Origin of the sequence: Pseudomonas sp. FFUP_PS_473 (genome assembly GCF_002858665.1) — a bacterium.
Lineage (GTDB): Bacteria > Pseudomonadota > Gammaproteobacteria > Pseudomonadales > Pseudomonadaceae > Aquipseudomonas > Aquipseudomonas defluvii.
In genome coordinates this window covers 24,334-39,918 of record NZ_PJQQ01000020.1, presented here as the reverse complement: position 1 = coordinate 39,918, position 15,585 = coordinate 24,334, and the positions used below count along the sequence as shown (strand labels likewise).

Genomic DNA, 15,585 nt, shown 5'->3' with positions numbered 1-15,585 from the left:
TCCTGAACCGTTGAGTGGCTATCGTGTCCCGATTTTTTGCCCTTTTTGTCGCTTTTGTCTCCAGTCTTGTCGTCTTGGCGCCAGCGCAGGCCGAAGTCCGTGTATTGACCAGCATCAAGCCACTGCAGTTGATTGCGGCTGCGGTCCAGGACGGTGTTGGTACGCCCGAGGTGCTGCTTCCACCGGGCGCTTCGCCTCACCATTACGCCCTTCGTCCCTCGGACGTGCGGCGGGTTGCCGAGGTCGACCTGCTTTACTGGATTGGCCCCGATATGGAAGGTTTTCTACCGCGCGTGCTGAGCGGCCGCAACAAGCCCAGCGTGGCTTTGCAGGCTGTGCCGGGGTTGCAGTTGCGCCACTTTGGCGAAGACAGCCACTCCCACGAGTCGACGGACGAGCATGATCACGATCATCGTCCGGGTAGCCTGGATGCGCACCTGTGGTTGGCACCGGCCAATGCCCGGGTGATCGCCGCGAAAATGGCGGCTGACCTTGTGGCCGCTGATCCGGCCAATGCTGCCCGCTATCGGAGCAACCTGAGCGCGTTCGAGCAGCGCCTGGATGCCCTCGACTTGCGTTTGAAGGCTCGATTGGCGGGTGTTTCCGGCAGGCCGTACTTTGTTTTCCACGAAGCGTTTGATTACTTCGAGGCGGCGTATGGCTTGCAGCATACTGGTGTATTCAGCGTTGCCGCCGAAGTGCAGCCCGGTGCCCAGCACGTGGCTGCCATGCGCAAGCGCTTGCAGGAGGTCGGCAAGACATGCGTCTTCAGTGAGCCGCCGCTGCGCCCACGGCTGGCCGAGACCTTGACGGCCGGGTTGCCGGTACGTCTGGCCGAACTGGACGCACTAGGGGGCAATACCCCGGTGACCGCCCAAGGCTATGAGCAGGTGCTGGAGAAGCTTGGCAATGACCTGGCGGGTTGCCTGGAGGCGCTCTAGGCAGCCGCCTCCGTGCAATAACCGGCTTAGAGCGCGAACGGCAACGCCACGCTGACTTGCTGACGCGCTGCCAGGCGCACTTCGAAATCGGCAGGGTCGTGAATCAATACATCCATGCCCGCGAAGGACTCTGCCGCAATAAGCCGGGACAGCCAGAAGCGTACACAGGCTATCCGCAGCATGACCGGCCAGAGTTGCGCTTCTGCCGCCGTGAAGGGGCGCAGTGCCGCATAGGCACCCAGCAGCGCCCTGGAGCGCGCACTGTCGAGCTGCCCGGCATCGTCACAGCACCAGTCGTTCAGCGTAATGGCCAGGTCGTAGAGCATCGGCCCGGAGCAGGCGTTGTAGAAGTCGATCAGGCCCGTCAGGTGCGTGCCTTCGAACAGCGCATTGTCACGGAACAGGTCTGCGTGCAGGTTGGCGCGTGGCAAGGCCATGATCTGCGCGTGATGCGTTCTGATTTCCTCGAGGCAGGCTTGCAGCAGCTGGCGTTGATCCGCGTTCAGGCGCGGCATCAGCTCGGCACCGGTTTGCAGCATCCAGTCCAGGCCTCGGTCGGTTTTACGCTCCAGCACATGCTCGCAGGTCGCCACATGCAGGTGGCCGAGCAGTTCGCCAACCTGATGGCAATGCTGGTTGTTCGGCTCCTTGATGTGCTTGCCTGGCAGTCGCGGTTGCAGCAAGGCCGGCTTGCCGGCCAACTCGCGCAATGCCACGCCGTCCGTGGTCCGCAATGCGTATGGCACAGGCAGGTTGGCTTCGTGCAGGACGTCCAGCAGTTCAATAAAGAACGGCAGGTCCTGGATTGGCCCGCGCTCGACCAGCGTCAGCACAAACTCACCCTGTTCGAGGCTGACGAAGAAGTTGCTGTTTTCGGTTCCGGCGGCAATGCCCTGGAAATCCCGAAGGCGGCCCAGGCCATAAGGGGCCAGAAAGGTTTCCAGCTCAGGCCGGGTCAAAGGGGTGAACACAGACATGGTCAAAACTGCTCGTTCGGGCACTTCGGCCAGGAAGTGCCGGGTTGATGTTAGAGGTCGCGCGTTACCACTCGAAAATCTTCCAGGATGGAATCAGCATGTCCGGTTGATCTGAGCGGATAAAGTTGGCTTCGGTGCCGTCGGCGCGAACCAGAAAGTAAGGTTTGCCATGCTTGGGGGTAATCTTGATGGCATACAGAAAACCATTCTGGCGGTACTCCTGAATGGTTTTATCGCCTTCCTGGCGAATGGTGACGTCCGGATCGGGCGACGGTGCATCATCCGCAGCCATCGCCGCGAACGGAGTAGCCAGGAGCCCTAGCAGCAACAGGCGATTTAGTGTGCGCATGATAACCTTGTCCCTTTGTCGTCAATGATCCGGACATTCTAGCGCCGGGCCCGCCGAAAAGGTTGATTCTGCTCATGAGCCAAGCTCCCCTCGTCCTGGTGGACGGTTCTTCCTACCTGTACCGCGCCTTCCATGCGCTGCCGCCACTGACCACCTCCAAGGGCCTGCCAACCGGTGCGGTCAAGGGCGTGCTGAACATGCTGAAGAGCCTGCGCAAGCAGTATCCCGGCAGCCTGTTTGCAGTTGTTTTCGATGCAAAAGGCGGCACGTTCCGCGACGAAATGTTCGCCGAGTACAAGGCCAATCGGCCCAGTATGCCGGATGACTTGCGGGTGCAGATCGAACCGCTGCATGCCAGCGTGCGTGCACTGGGGTATCCGCTGCTTTGTGTGGAGGGCGTCGAAGCCGATGACGTGATTGGCACCCTGGCCCGCAGCAGCGCGGCTGCCGGACGTCCGGTGATCATCTCCACAGGCGACAAGGACATGGCGCAACTGGTCGATGGCCACATTACGCTGGTCAACACCATGACCGGTAGTGTGCTGGACGTGGCTGGCGTGAAGGAGAAATTCGGCGTCGGTCCCGAACACATCATCGACTTCCTGGCTCTTATGGGTGACAAGGTCGATAACATTCCTGGCGTGCCAGGGGTGGGCGAGAAAACCGCGTTGGGCCTGCTGACTGGTGTTGGTGGCGGTCTGCGCGATCTCTACGACAACCTCGACAAGGTACCCAGCCTGGCTATCCGGGGGGCCAAGACCCTGCCGGCCAAGCTTGAGGAGCACCGCGACGCCGCGTTCCTCTCGTATGAACTGGCGACGATCAAGCTCGACGTCCCGCTGGATATCGAGGTTGACGCACTGGTGTGCGGTGAACCCGACCGCGAAGCCTTGCTGGCGCTGTACACCGAGCTGGAGTTCAAGAGCTGGGTCGAGGAGATTCAGCGTGAGGCCAAGCGTGAAGGCGTGGCGGTTGCCGAGGTGGCAGAGCAGCCATCGGTCGAAGTGAAGTATGAAACCATCCTTGACCAGGCGCGCTTTGACGTCTGGCTGGAAAAACTGAAGAAGGCCACGCTGATTGCTTTCGACACCGAGACCACGGGTCTTGATGCTCAGCAGGCGCAAATTGTCGGTGTGTCGTTTGCTGTGGAGCCCTTTGAGGCGGCCTATGTGCCGTTGACTCACTCCTACATGGGCGTGCCCGAGCAACTTGATCGAGACGCCGTGCTGTTGGCGCTCAAGCCGATCCTGGAAGACCCGAACACGCTGAAAGTCGGCCAAAACGCCAAATATGACATGAATATTCTGGCCAATTGCGCGATTGGCGGTGATCAGGCAAACGGTATCGCGCTGCGTGGTGTGGCCTTCGACACCATGCTGGAGTCCTACGTGCTGGATTCCACCGCGACCCGTCATGACATGGACAGCCTGGCGCTCAAGTACCTGGACTACACCACTATTTCCTTTGAGGACATTGCCGGGAAAGGTGCCAAGCAACTGACCTTCGACCAAATTTCGCTTGAAACGGCCGGCCCCTACGCGGCCGAAGATGCCGATGTGACGTTGCGTCTGCATCAGGCGCTGCAGGCACGCCTGGCCAAGACGCCGAGCGTGCTACCGGTGTTGAACGAGATCGAGATGCCACTGGTGCCGGTGCTGGCGAAGATCGAGCGGCAGGGGGCACTGGTCGATGCCAAGTTGCTCGGTGCTCAGAGCCTGGAGCTGGGCGAGAAACTGGTCGCGCTGGAGCGTGAAGCCTTTGCGATCGCGGGTGAAGAGTTCAACCTGGGTTCGCCCAAGCAGTTGGGGGTGATTCTGTACGAAAAGCTCGGCCTGCCGATCCTCAGCAAGACCGCCAAGGGCCAGGCTTCCACGGCTGAGGCCGTGCTGGCGGAACTGGCCGAACAGGACTACCCGCTGCCCAAGGTGCTGATGCAGTACCGCTCGCTGAGCAAGTTGAAAAGCACCTACACCGACCGTCTGCCCGAGCAGATCAACCCGCGCACCGGGCGTATCCATACCTCGTATCATCAGGCCGTGGCGGCCACCGGTCGTTTGTCCTCAAGTGATCCAAACCTGCAGAACATTCCGATTCGCACCCCAGAGGGGCGGCGTATTCGCCAGGCGTTTGTTGCTGCACCCGGTTACCGTCTGTTGGCTGCGGACTATTCGCAGATCGAGTTGCGCATCATGGCTCATCTGGCCAAGGACGAAGGGCTGTTGCATGCGTTCCGGCACAACCTGGACGTTCACCGGGCCACGGCCTCCGAGGTCTTCGGCGTTGCCTTGGAAGACGTTACAAGCGACCAGCGGCGCAGTGCCAAGGCGATCAACTTCGGCTTGATCTACGGTATGAGCGCTTTCGGTCTGGCCAAGCAGATTGGTGTCGATCGCAAGCAGTCCCAGGCCTATATCGACCGCTATTTCTCGCAGTACCCAGGCGTGCTGGCGTACATGGAGCGCACGCGTGCTCAGGCTGCTGAGCAAGGGTTTGTCGAAACCCTGTTCGGTCGCCGCCTGTACCTGCCGGACATCAATGCAAAGAACCCGGCACTGCGCAAAGGCGCGGAGCGCACGGCGATCAACGCACCAATGCAGGGTACTGCAGCCGACATCATCAAGCGGGCCATGGTGGCGGTAGACAACTGGCTGAACGATTCCGGGCTGGATGCTCGGGTGATCCTGCAGGTTCACGATGAATTGGTGCTGGAAGTACGTGAAGACCTGGTCGAACAGGTGCGTGAACAGATCCGTCCGTACATGAGCAGCGCCGCGCAGTTGGATGTTCCGCTGCTGGTGGAGGTAGGTGTGGGCTCGAATTGGGATGAAGCGCACTAAATAACCCTGAAAAAGCTGCGGCATATCGTCGCGGCTTTTTGGCTGGGTACACGCCGTTAGTCGTGAAAATTCTATGTGCTATCGCAAATAGTTTCTAAACGCTCGGAACTAATCGGGGGAACCACGACTCAGAGTAACTGAATGGGTGGTGAAGCCCTTCGATGCTCCTATGTTGTGTTAAGTGTTGGCAGATATCTGGACCCCGCCCTAGCGGTCCGGAACTTGAACCCCGAACTTCCCCCTCCCCATACGAAGTCCGGGGTTTTTTTTGCCTTGCGTTTGGCGCCTGGCCCTTATTCTGCGGGCTTGTCGGCCAACTCCATCCAGTTCGCCAGAACGCCGTAGGCTTCTTCCAGCCCTTGGCGCTTAGGGGCGGAGAACAGCTGAATGGTCACCCCTTCGCCCCAGCCCTTGCGGATTTCCGCTTGCACCTTGAGCAGGGTGTTTTTTGCCGCGCCATAGGTGAGTTTGTCGGCTTTGGTCAGAAGAATATGCATCGGCATGTTACTGGCCACTGACCAGTCGAGCATCATCTGGTCGAAGTCGGTCATGGGGTGACGCACATCCATCATCAAAATCACACCCCGCAGGCTTTCGCGGCTGCCCAGGTAGGCCTCCAGGTGGCGCTGCCAGTGCTGTTTGAGCGGGATTGGGACCTTTGCATAGCCATAGCCTGGCAGGTCGACCAAACGCCGTTCTTCGTCCAGACTGAAAAAATTGAGTAACTGGGTGCGACCGGGTGTTTTCGAGGTGCGTGCCAGGCTGGCGTGGGTCAGCGTGTTTAGAGCGCTGGACTTGCCGGCGTTGGAGCGCCCGGCAAAGGCCACTTCATAGCCCTGGTCGTCTGGGCACTGGTCGACTTTGGCGGCGCTGAGTGCGAATTTGGCCTGTTGGCAGAGGCCGAGAATGGGGTTTTTTACGTGCATGGGGTATCCGCTTGGGGGCTTGTCCGAGGCAGGCTCGGCAAGGGGTGTCGTTTCCGTTTCGATAACGGGAGTATATAATGCCGCAGATTTTGTGTGCGCTTTATCCCAGCGTAGGATGAGGTTCACGGGGGGACCCGATTCAAGCTTGCGCGTTAGAACGCAGTGCAGGCCCCCAGCCCTGAAAGGTCGTTCGCATGACGAAATGGCTGTTGGTTACCGTTGTCTTGGTACCGTTTTTCAGCGCTCAGGCTACACAGGATCCCGAGGCGTTGTACAACCGCGCATGCGCGGCGTGTCATGCCGGTCAGCTGCCACAGGCACCGAAACCAGGTGATCGTGCAGCCTGGGAACCGAGACTGGCGCAGGGTATGGAGACGTTGGTGGTGCATGTCACCCAGGGTTTCAAGGCTATGCCGCCGCGTGGATTGTGCATGGACTGCAGTGCCGAAGACTACCGGGCGATCATTCAGTGGATGATCCGATAGTATCGATACATAACTCTTTCACCCTTAGCCGTAGTTGGATTAGCTGATGAACAAACTACTCGTGAGTCTGCTGTTGACCTTGGGCGTCACCGGCGCTGCAAATGCCGCTGGCAATCTTGTTGGCGATGCCGCTGCCGGTCAGGGCAAAACTGCTGTATGTGGCGCTTGTCACGGTCCAGACGGTAACAGCATGGCGCCGAACTTCCCGAAACTGGCTGGCCAGGGTGAGAAATACCTGGAGAAACAGCTGCATGATATCAAGTCGGGTAAGCGCACCGTGCTGGAAATGACGGGTCTGCTGACCAACCTGAGTGATCAGGACATGGCAGATATCGCGGCCTACTTCGCTAGCCAGAAAGGCAGTGTCGGCGCCGCCGATCCAAAACTGGTCGCGGCCGGTGAAGCCCTGTTCCGCGGTGGCAACCTTGAAAAAGGCATGCCAGCCTGCACCGGTTGCCACTCGCCTAATGGCGCTGGCCTGGCTGCTGCCGGTTTCCCGCACCTGGGTGGCCAGCATGCGCAGTACGTCGCCAAGCAATTGACCGACTTCCGTGAAGGCAACCGTACCAACGACGGCGACGCGATGACCATGCGTTCCATCGCTGCCAAGCTGAGCAACAAGGACATCGAGGCAGTATCGAGCTACATTCAGGGGCTGCACTGATCCTTGCGGCGTAACGTTGTGCGGGGCTACATCTCTCGCAATGTTAACGTGCCGTTAATGCAGCTGCGAAAGCATGAAAAGGGTGGCTAGGGCCGCCCTTTTTTGTACCTGCTACCGTTACACTATCGAACTCAGGCCTGTGTCGATCTGTCTGAAGGCAGGTCGCGTTGTGGCGACTCATCACTGCTCAGGAGTAAAGCATGCGTAATCTGATTCTCAGCGCCGCGTTGGTCGCCGCCAGCGTCTTTGGCATGTCCGTCCAGGCCGCCGAGCCGCCTGCAGACGGTAAGTATGTCGAGCTGAACAATCCTGTGCCGGTTGCTGTGCCTGGCAAGATCGAGGTGGTGGAGCTGTTCTGGTACGGCTGCCCGCATTGCTACAGCTTTGAGCCGACCATCAACCCATGGGTCGAGAAGCTGCCAAAGGACGTCAACTTTGTGCGCGTACCTGCCATGTTTGGCGGCGCCTGGGATGCCCATGGCCAGATGTTCCTGACCCTGGAAGCCATGGGTGTCGAGGGCAAGGTGCACAGTGCTGTATTCAACGCGATCCAAGTGGAACACAAGCGTCTGACCAAGCCTGAGGAAATGGCCGACTTCCTCGCGACTCAGGGCGTCGACAAGGACAAGTTCCTGGCGACATTCAATTCCTTTGCGATCAAGGGCCAGGTTCAGAAAGCTCGCGATCTGGCCAAAAAATATGAAATCAGCGGTGTTCCGACCATGGTTGTCAACGGTAAGTACCGTTTTGACCTGGGCTCTGCCGGCGGTCCAGAGGAAACCATCAACGTGGCTGATCAGTTGATTGCCAAGGAGCGCGCCGCCCAGTAAGCGGCGATTGCCATGCGGCGTTGGAAAACTGAACGGTGTGTTGGCCTGCATGATCCGCAGGTCAACGAACACCATTTGCAGACCAGTAGCCTCCCGAAGGACGGTCGTCTGCGCCTGCTCAGTTTCAATATCCAGGTGGGGATCAGTACCGAGCGCTACCGCCACTACCTGACGCGTAGTTGGCAGCACCTTTTGCCTACCACCGGCCGTGCCGGTAACTTGCAGAAAATTGGTGACCTGCTCAGCGACTTTGATCTCGTCGCCCTGCAGGAGGCCGATGGTGGCAGCTTGCGTTCAGGTTTCGTCAATCAGGTCGAGTACCTGGCGCAACTGGGTGCCTTCCCTTACTGGTATCAACAGCTCAATCGCAACCTTGGCCGTTTCGCTCAGCACAGCAATGGCGTACTCAGTCGCTTGAAGCCGCAGTTGCTGGAAGACCATCCGCTGCCCGGTCCTTCGGGTCGTGGTGCGATTCTGGTGCGTTTTGGTGAAGGGGACGATGCGTTGGTTGTGGTGATGATGCACCTGGCACTGGGTGCACGGACCCGTGCGCGTCAACTCGCCTACATTCGTGAACTGATTGGTGGTTATCGTCATCAGGTATTGATGGGCGACATGAATACCCATGCCAGCGACCTGCTGGAACACTCGCCATTGCGTGATCTCGGTTTGGTTGCCCCGCAGGTGCAAGCCACGTTCCCCAGTTGGCGGCCGCAGCGTTGTCTTGATCATATCTTGCTCAGCCCCAGCCTCACGTTGGAGCGCTTCGAGGTGCTTGCCCAGCCCATTTCCGATCATCTTCCGGTCGCGGTTGAGATTCGTTTGCCTGATGCCCTTGCGATGGATACGCTTCCGGCCGTGAGCTAACTGCCCCTACTCCTTTGCGAAATCAGGCATGACCGAAGAAGCCCAGCGCTGGAAAGAGAAATACCTCAAGAGTATTGAGCAACAAGAAAAGCTCGAGCGCCGCTGGGAAGCTCGCCTTGACCTTCTGCGTCGAGGCTTGGTACGCAGCACATTGGCGGCCGAAGGCAGCGATCTGGCTGTTGATAAGTGCATGAAAGAGATGCGCGACGTCATCCGCACCGACAATATGGACGCTGCACTGGCAGGCTTGATTCCGCGGTTGGAAAAAGCCGTATTGGACTCCGAGCAGCGTCGGGAAACCCGAACGGCACAGATCGGCACAGCGCTGGCGGCATTAGTGAGCCAGTTACAAGCATTGCCGTTGCCGAGTGAGGTCACTCGGCCACTGAAAAAATTTGCCAAACAACTGGATGCTCGCGCGAGTCAGCCTCGTGAGATGCCTTTGCTGCTGGGCGAGCTGAGTAGCTTGCAAGGCCAGGCGATTGCTGCGCTGGACAAGCCAGAAGAAGCCGGCCGCCCAGGTTTTTTGCAGCGGTTGTTCGGTAACCGCGAAGCGGCATCAGAGGCGCCCGCAGTACCGACAACGGTTGCCAGCACAGCCTCTGCGGCCGTTGAGGTGGAGGCCGCTGTTGTTGAATCAGCGCCTATTGCATCGCCTGCCGAGGTCGATGCAGATGAGCTGCATCCGCTGCCTGAGCCCCCTGAGCCCGCTGTCGAGGCGGCCAGCGAGGCGGTGACGTCCGTGCAGGTCGAACCCGCGGCCGCCGAGCCTGTGCAGGTGCCCCCTCCTCCAGTCGCTGCGCCGCTTGAGGCATTGGCAGCGGAGCCAGCATCTGTACCTGAGCGTCCTGAAGCACCGGAGACCGAGGCCGATGCTCCACCGCTCGCTGCCGATATCCCGGAGGATCAGGCCACGCCCGCCGAAGAGGCGTACGCACTGCCCGAAAACACCGAGCCTAGCTACAGTTCGGTCGCCAGTCATATTGAAGAGACCCTGCTGGGCTTGCTGGATGATCTGACGCTTCCTGAGCGGCACAAGGCCCAGGCGCAATCCATGCGCGAGCGCCTGCAGCATGGCCTGAACTGGTATGAGCTGTTGCCGGTCCTGGACGATCTGGTCGTGCTCATGCTGGCTATCACCAGCAGTGGCCAGCATGAGTTTGAAGCCTATCTGCAGCAGGTCAATGAGCGTCTTGAGTCTTTCCAGAGTCATCTGCAGGAAGCCAGTGACGGGCATGCCGATAGCCGGACAGCTGCCCGCGATCTGGATAGCCAGTTGCGTGAACAGGTTGATGGCCTGCAAAGCAGCGTGCAGGGGGCTGCGGATCTGGAAAGCCTCAAACACATTCTGGATAACCGCCTGGAAGGATTGCTGGGAACGATTGACATACACCAGCAGCAGCGCGATCAGCGTGAGCAGGAAATGGCCGAGCGTTTGCGTGGCTTGGCTGAACGGGTTACGCATATGGAGCAGGAAGCCCAAGGTTATCGTGAGCACCTGGAAGAGCAGCGGCAGAAGGCCTTGATCGACCCACTGACCGGCCTGCCAAACCGTGCGGCCTGGTCCGAGCATCTGGAGCGCGAGATGCAGGCTTGGCAGGCACAGGGTGGCCACCTGTTGGTCGCGATGCTTGATCTGGACCATTTCAAAAGGATCAATGACAACTACGGGCACCTCGCGGGCGACAAGGTGCTAAAGATCGTCGCCAACGAACTGCGCAAGCGCTTGCGCGGCCGTGACTTTATCGCCCGGTTTGGTGGTGAGGAGTTTGTGCTGTTGATGCCGCAGAGCAATCTGGTCAGTGGATGCCAGCAGGCCGAAATCCTGCGGGCGGCGGTCGAGGCCTGCCCATTCCACTTCAAGGGCGAGCGGGTAACGATCACCCTCTCGATAGGTGTCACTGCGCTACGTGATGGGGAGCGCAGCGACATCGCCCTCAAGCGCGCCGACGAGGCGTTGTATCGCGCCAAGCACCAAGGCCGTAACCGCGTCGAACAAGGATGAGCACTATATAGTTATCACCGTTTGCGCCATCGCTAGAGAGGGTACGTTATGCTATTGCATTACTGATACCCATAGATGTGCCCTCTTGCCATGAAAGCCTTCTTCTGCGCCCTGCTGCTTCTGTCGCTGGCCGGTTGTGCAAACACCCTCCAGATTGACCGAAGCCACCCATCCGTCAACCAGGACAGTCGTATCCAGTTTGTTGTCCTGCACTACACCAACGCTTCGCTGGAGCGTTCACTGGCGTTGTTGACCCATGGTGAAGTCAGCAGCCACTACCTGATCGGTGATAAACCAGCGACCATCTACCAACTGGTAGACGAGAACCGCCGTGCCTGGCACGCCGGTGACAGCCAATGGCAGGGGCGTACCTGGCTCAACTCGAGCTCTATTGGCATTGAGATCGTAAACCCAGGTTTTACCGATACACCGTCTGGACGTGTCTGGCACCCCTACTCCGAGGCGCAAATACAGGCGCTGATCCTGTTGCTCAAGGACATCGTCAAACGCAATAACATCGACCCACGGCATATCATTGGGCATAGCGATATAGCGCCATCACGCAAACTCGACCCAGGCCCTCTGTTTCCCTGGAAGCGCCTGGCCGATGCCGGTGTTGGTGTGTGGCCTGATGCCGCTGCCGTTGCACAGCAGCGTGCCCGTTTCGATGTGAGCCCGCCGAGTATCGCCTGGTACCAGCAGCAACTGGCACGTTTCGGCTATGCCATCGAGCAAACCGGGGTCAATGATGTCAGTACCCGGCACGTGTTGGCTGCCTTCCAGATGCGCTTCCGCCCGCAACGTTTTGATGGCGTGCCCGATGCGCAGACGGCGGCAATCTTGCAGGTGCTCAACCGCTCCCGCTGATAGGCGCCGCCCAACGGGCAGGCTGATTCGTCAGGCAGTTGCTATACCTTGTGGTATTCAATGGGATATCGCCTGATGTCATCTGCCTTCGCCACGCTGCGCAGCCTGTTCCTTCGCCCCTGGCTACTGGCCGCGCTTGCGGCCTCGGCCAGTGCGATCCTGTTGCTGAGTGCCAGCCTTGGTGTGGCCATGCACCAGATTCAGCAAAGTGAAAGCGAGCAGATGAATGCCAAGGGGGAGCGCTTTCTGGAGCGGCTGGAGCAGATCTTCAGTCAGCTGCGTGAAGGTGTGGATCATCTTCAGGCTCAACCGCTGCGAGGGTGCACTCCGCAGATGTTGGCAGCCTTGCAGCAGGTGGGCTTCAACAATCGCTTTGTCTTTGAAGCCGCCTATATAGATGGAGACACCCGCTGCTCCAACCGCTTGGGCGAGCACAGCACAGAACCTGTACGGCCCCCGGACATTCAGGGGCCGACCTACAGCTATTGGTTGAACACCAGTGCCGAACCGAACGATAACCTGGCGGCATTGATGCTGGGGCGTGGGCATTTCCGTATCTCGACTTCTCGTGGGCACCTGAGCGATGTTGTTGATCTGCCACCAGGCGGCAGCCTGTTGGTGGTGCTCGACAACGGCATGCGCGCAGTACCCGTGTTGGGGCCGGCGCAGGCATGGCCACCCTCCTCTGATGGGGCACTCGACGTTGCAAACGCCATGCTGGAGTTGCCCGATCATCTGGTCTATCGGATGCCGACCAAGTCTCCGGACTATCAACTGGTGCTGATTACCCCCAAAACCAGCCTGCCGCTGAAAATGAATGGCGTCATCTGGTTGTTGTTCCCAGGTAGCCTGCTGCTGGCCTGGTGCATCGGCTGGTTGGTACTGCAGCTGGTACGTCAACGCCAATCAATGAGTTCGGAACTGCAGGGGGCGTTGCGGCGAGGTGAGTTGCAGGTGCTCTATCAGCCAATTCTCGAACTCAACAGCCGACGATGCGTGGGGGCCGAGGCGCTGGTACGGTGGCGCCATCCCGATGGCACGTTGACCAGTCCGGACCTGTTCATTCCGTTGGCGGAAAACACCGGCCAAATTCGCCAGATCACCGACTTTGTGTTGCAGCGCGTGCTGGAGCAGTTGGGGCAGTTGTTGCGCGCCAACCCTCAGTTGTACATCTCGATTAACCTGGCAGCGTGCGATGTGATGGTGCCACGCATTGGTCGTGTGGCTGCTCGTTTACTGGCACTGCACCGCGTCGCGGCCAGCCAGATCGCTTTCGAGGTGACTGAGCGCGGGCTGATTGATGTGGTAGTCGCACGGGATAACCTGCAAGCACTGCGCTCGGTTGGTCACCAAGTGTTGATCGATGATTTTGGCACGGGCTACTGCAGCCTGGCTTACCTGCAGACGCTGCCAGTCGACTGCCTGAAGATCGACAAGGCGTTCATCGATGCTCTGGGCCACGATGCCGCCAGTAGCGGGGTTGCGCCGCATATCATTCGCATGGCGCATGCCTTGCAGTTGCGGGTTATCGCCGAAGGTATCGAGTATGAGGATCAGGCGCTGTTGCTGAACAGCGAGGGTGTGAACTACGGACAGGGTTGGTTGTTTGCGCATCCCCTCAGCGCCAGGCAATTTGCCGAGTTGGTGACCCGAGGTCGGCGCAGGGGGCCGCGACGGATCGATGATGAGGCCTGAACCTACTCCAATATACGACGGAGAATCATCATGTTGAGTTGGGCTATTACTTTCCTGATTATCGCCATCGTCGCTGCTGTGCTGGGCTTCGGTGGTATCGCGGGTGCAGCGACCGGCATCGCCAAGATCCTCTTCATCATTTTCCTTGTGCTGTTCGCGGCGTCCCTGTTTTTCGGTCGACGTGGATGACAAGCCGGTCAGGCGCTCTGTTTAGGGTTCTGTACGTTTCAGTGTTGGCCCGGGTACTGAGCGGATATCCGAAATGCCTGTAGAGGTAATGGGCATCACTTCGGCTTTTTTGGGTTGTTTCCTACAGCGGATGTCGAGGTGTGTGTCTTGTTGACCGTACATCGATATTTTTTTAGCTGACCCCTCCGACAAATTTGGGGCGTTTCACGCATTCGGATTGTCGAACAACGGCATTTATCACCCAAGCGGATATGGCTGAATTGGCCTAAATATGGCGCTTTGGCCATCTTCGGAATTCCGAACGCCTCTATTTCAACCCTTTCAGACGTTCGTTTTTAGCCTTAATCATCATGCCGATTCGGCATAGGGTAGTCGTTTACGGCATTAGACGTTACCCTCTCGCGTCGGAATAGTTGCGCCTTTTTTCGCTGACCCGAGCGTTCTTTCGCTCGCCTGCGGTGACCTTCTACGGCGCTATTGCCTGCTGCGATCAATCGACTCTTGAAGGCTTTAAATAGCTCTAGGTCGGGGTTTTCAGCGCAATGCCCGTGACCACTTGAAGAAAGGGTAACGACATGAAGAAGGCAAAACTAAGCCTCGCTTGGCAGATCCTCATCGGTTTGATTCTCGGGATTGCAATCGGTGCAGTACTGAATCATTTCAGTGCAGAAAAGGCATGGTGGATCAGTAACGTTCTGCAGCCAGCTGGTGACATCTTCATTCGCCTGATCAAGATGATTGTTATCCCGATCGTGATCTCTTCACTGGTCGTGGGTATCGCCGGGGTTGGCGATGCGAAAAAACTGGGCAGTATTGGCCTGAAAACCATCATCTACTTCGAGGTGGTCACCACCATCGCGATCGTGGTCGGCCTGCTGTTGGCCAACCTGTTCCACCCAGGCGCCGGCATCGACATGAGCACGCTGGGTACGGTGGATATCTCCAAGTACCAGGCAACCGCTGCTGAAGTGCAGCATGAGCACGCGTTCATCGAGACGATCCTCAACCTGATTCCGTCGAACATTTTCGCAGCGCTGATGCGCGGTGAAATGCTGCCGATCATTTTCTTCTCCGTGCTCTTCGGTCTGGGCCTTTCGAGCTTGCAGGCGGATATCCGTGACCCGTTGGTGAAAACCTTCCAGGGCGTGTCCGAAGCCATGTTCAAGGTCACTCACATGATCATGAACTACGCGCCAATCGGTGTGTTCGCGCTGATCGCGGTCACTGTTGCCAACTTCGGCTTTGCTTCGCTGCTGCCGCTGGCCAAGCTGGTACTGCTGGTTTACTTCGCGATTGCCTTCTTCGGCTTCATGGTGCTGGGCCTGATCGCTCGTTTGTTCGGCTTTTCGATCCTGAAGCTGATGCGCATTTTCAAGGATGAGCTGGTTCTGGCTTACTCCACTGCCAGCTCTGAAACGGTATTGCCGCGCGTAATCGAGAAGATGGAAGCCTACGGTGCACCGAAGGCCATCTGCAGCTTCGTTGTCCCGACTGGCTACTCGTTCAACCTCGACGGTTCGACCTTGTACCAGAGCATTGCTGCGATTTTCATCGCTCAGCTCTACGGCATCGACCTCTCTATCAGCCAGCAACTGCTGCTGGTACTGACCTTGATGGTCACCTCCAAAGGTATTGCTGGCGTTCCAGGCGTGTCTTTCGTGGTACTGCTGGCCACCTTGGGCAGTGTCGGTATTCCGCTGGAAGGCTTGGCTTTCATCGCCGGTGTAGACCGCATCATGGACATGGCCCGTACCGCGCTGAACGTGATCGGCAACGCTCTGGCAGTACTGGTTATCGCTCGCTGGGAAGGCATGTACGACGATGCCAAAGGCCAGCGCTACTGGAACTCGCTGCCGCACTGGCGCAGCAAGGAAGCAGTACCTGCCGGTAAAGTGGCGACCAAGTAAGCCGCTGCATGATCTGATTAAAAGCCCCGACGTGTCGGGGCTTTTG

General features: G+C 58.6%; 14 protein-coding genes. 11 read left to right on the top strand and 3 right to left on the bottom strand.

Annotated features, from left to right (window positions below; genetic code table 11):
* Positions 1 to 23 precede the first annotated feature (23 nt).
* Complete coding sequence (locus CYD26_RS15095) at positions 24 to 941, top strand: zinc ABC transporter substrate-binding protein ZnuA (RefSeq protein ID WP_102052987.1); 918 nt, start codon at positions 24 to 26, stop codon at positions 939 to 941.
* Between the two features lie 26 nt (positions 942 to 967).
* Here the strand turns inward: CYD26_RS15095 and CYD26_RS15090 are convergent, their stop codons facing one another.
* Together CYD26_RS15090 and CYD26_RS15085 are read right to left on the bottom strand one after the other, a co-directional pair.
* On the bottom strand, positions 968 to 1,918 hold the full coding sequence (locus CYD26_RS15090) for a homoserine kinase (protein WP_102052986.1): 951 nt from the start codon (positions 1,916 to 1,918) through the stop codon (positions 968 to 970).
* Positions 1,919 to 1,982: 64 nt separating this feature from the next.
* On the bottom strand, positions 1,983 to 2,267 hold the full coding sequence (locus tag CYD26_RS15085) for a DUF2782 domain-containing protein (protein ID WP_102052985.1): 285 nt from the start codon (positions 2,265 to 2,267) through the stop codon (positions 1,983 to 1,985).
* Between the two features lie 74 nt (positions 2,268 to 2,341).
* Between CYD26_RS15085 and polA the strand changes: the two genes are divergently transcribed.
* A complete protein-coding gene (gene polA, locus CYD26_RS15080; protein ID WP_102052984.1) occupies positions 2,342 to 5,104 on the top strand; it encodes a DNA polymerase I in 2,763 nt (920 codons plus the stop codon).
* Between the two features lie 293 nt (positions 5,105 to 5,397).
* Here polA and yihA read toward each other — a convergent pair whose 3' ends face one another.
* Complete coding sequence (gene yihA / locus CYD26_RS15075; RefSeq protein WP_065759060.1) at positions 5,398 to 6,030, bottom strand: ribosome biogenesis GTP-binding protein YihA/YsxC; 633 nt, start codon at positions 6,028 to 6,030, stop codon at positions 5,398 to 5,400.
* 194 nt (positions 6,031 to 6,224) lie between these two features.
* Between yihA and CYD26_RS15070 the strand changes: the two genes are divergently transcribed.
* The 9 genes from CYD26_RS15070 to gltP all read left to right on the top strand — a co-directional run bounded on the left by CYD26_RS15070 (position 6,225) and on the right by gltP (position 15,539).
* Complete coding sequence (locus CYD26_RS15070; RefSeq protein WP_065759059.1) at positions 6,225 to 6,515, top strand: cytochrome c5 family protein; 291 nt, start codon at positions 6,225 to 6,227, stop codon at positions 6,513 to 6,515.
* A gap of 46 nt (positions 6,516 to 6,561) precedes the next feature.
* Entirely contained in the window at positions 6,562 to 7,179 is a 618-nt protein-coding gene (locus CYD26_RS15065) for a cytochrome c (protein ID WP_065759058.1), read from the top strand.
* A 200-nt stretch (positions 7,180 to 7,379) separates the two neighbouring features.
* Positions 7,380 to 8,009 carry a thiol:disulfide interchange protein DsbA gene (gene dsbA, locus CYD26_RS15060; RefSeq protein ID WP_065759057.1) on the top strand — a complete coding sequence of 210 codons (630 nt, stop codon included), beginning with the start codon at positions 7,380 to 7,382 and terminating at the stop codon, positions 8,007 to 8,009.
* 12 nt (positions 8,010 to 8,021) lie between these two features.
* Entirely contained in the window at positions 8,022 to 8,876 is an 855-nt protein-coding gene (locus CYD26_RS15055; RefSeq protein WP_065759056.1) for an endonuclease/exonuclease/phosphatase family protein, read from the top strand.
* 28 nt (positions 8,877 to 8,904) lie between these two features.
* On the top strand, positions 8,905 to 10,881 hold the full coding sequence (locus CYD26_RS15050) for a GGDEF domain-containing protein (RefSeq protein WP_102052983.1): 1,977 nt from the start codon (positions 8,905 to 8,907) through the stop codon (positions 10,879 to 10,881).
* A 90-nt stretch (positions 10,882 to 10,971) separates the two neighbouring features.
* Complete coding sequence (locus CYD26_RS15045; protein ID WP_065759054.1) at positions 10,972 to 11,748, top strand: N-acetylmuramoyl-L-alanine amidase; 777 nt, start codon at positions 10,972 to 10,974, stop codon at positions 11,746 to 11,748.
* A 75-nt stretch (positions 11,749 to 11,823) separates the two neighbouring features.
* Entirely contained in the window at positions 11,824 to 13,443 is a 1,620-nt protein-coding gene (locus CYD26_RS15040) for an EAL domain-containing protein (protein ID WP_102052982.1), read from the top strand.
* Between the two features lie 30 nt (positions 13,444 to 13,473).
* Positions 13,474 to 13,632 carry a DUF1328 domain-containing protein gene (locus tag CYD26_RS15035; protein ID WP_102052981.1) on the top strand — a complete coding sequence of 53 codons (159 nt, stop codon included), beginning with the start codon at positions 13,474 to 13,476 and terminating at the stop codon, positions 13,630 to 13,632.
* Positions 13,633 to 14,207: 575 nt separating this feature from the next.
* Positions 14,208 to 15,539 carry a glutamate/aspartate:proton symporter GltP gene (gene gltP / locus CYD26_RS15030; protein WP_102052980.1) on the top strand — a complete coding sequence of 444 codons (1,332 nt, stop codon included), beginning with the start codon at positions 14,208 to 14,210 and terminating at the stop codon, positions 15,537 to 15,539.
* Positions 15,540 to 15,585 lie beyond the last annotated feature (46 nt).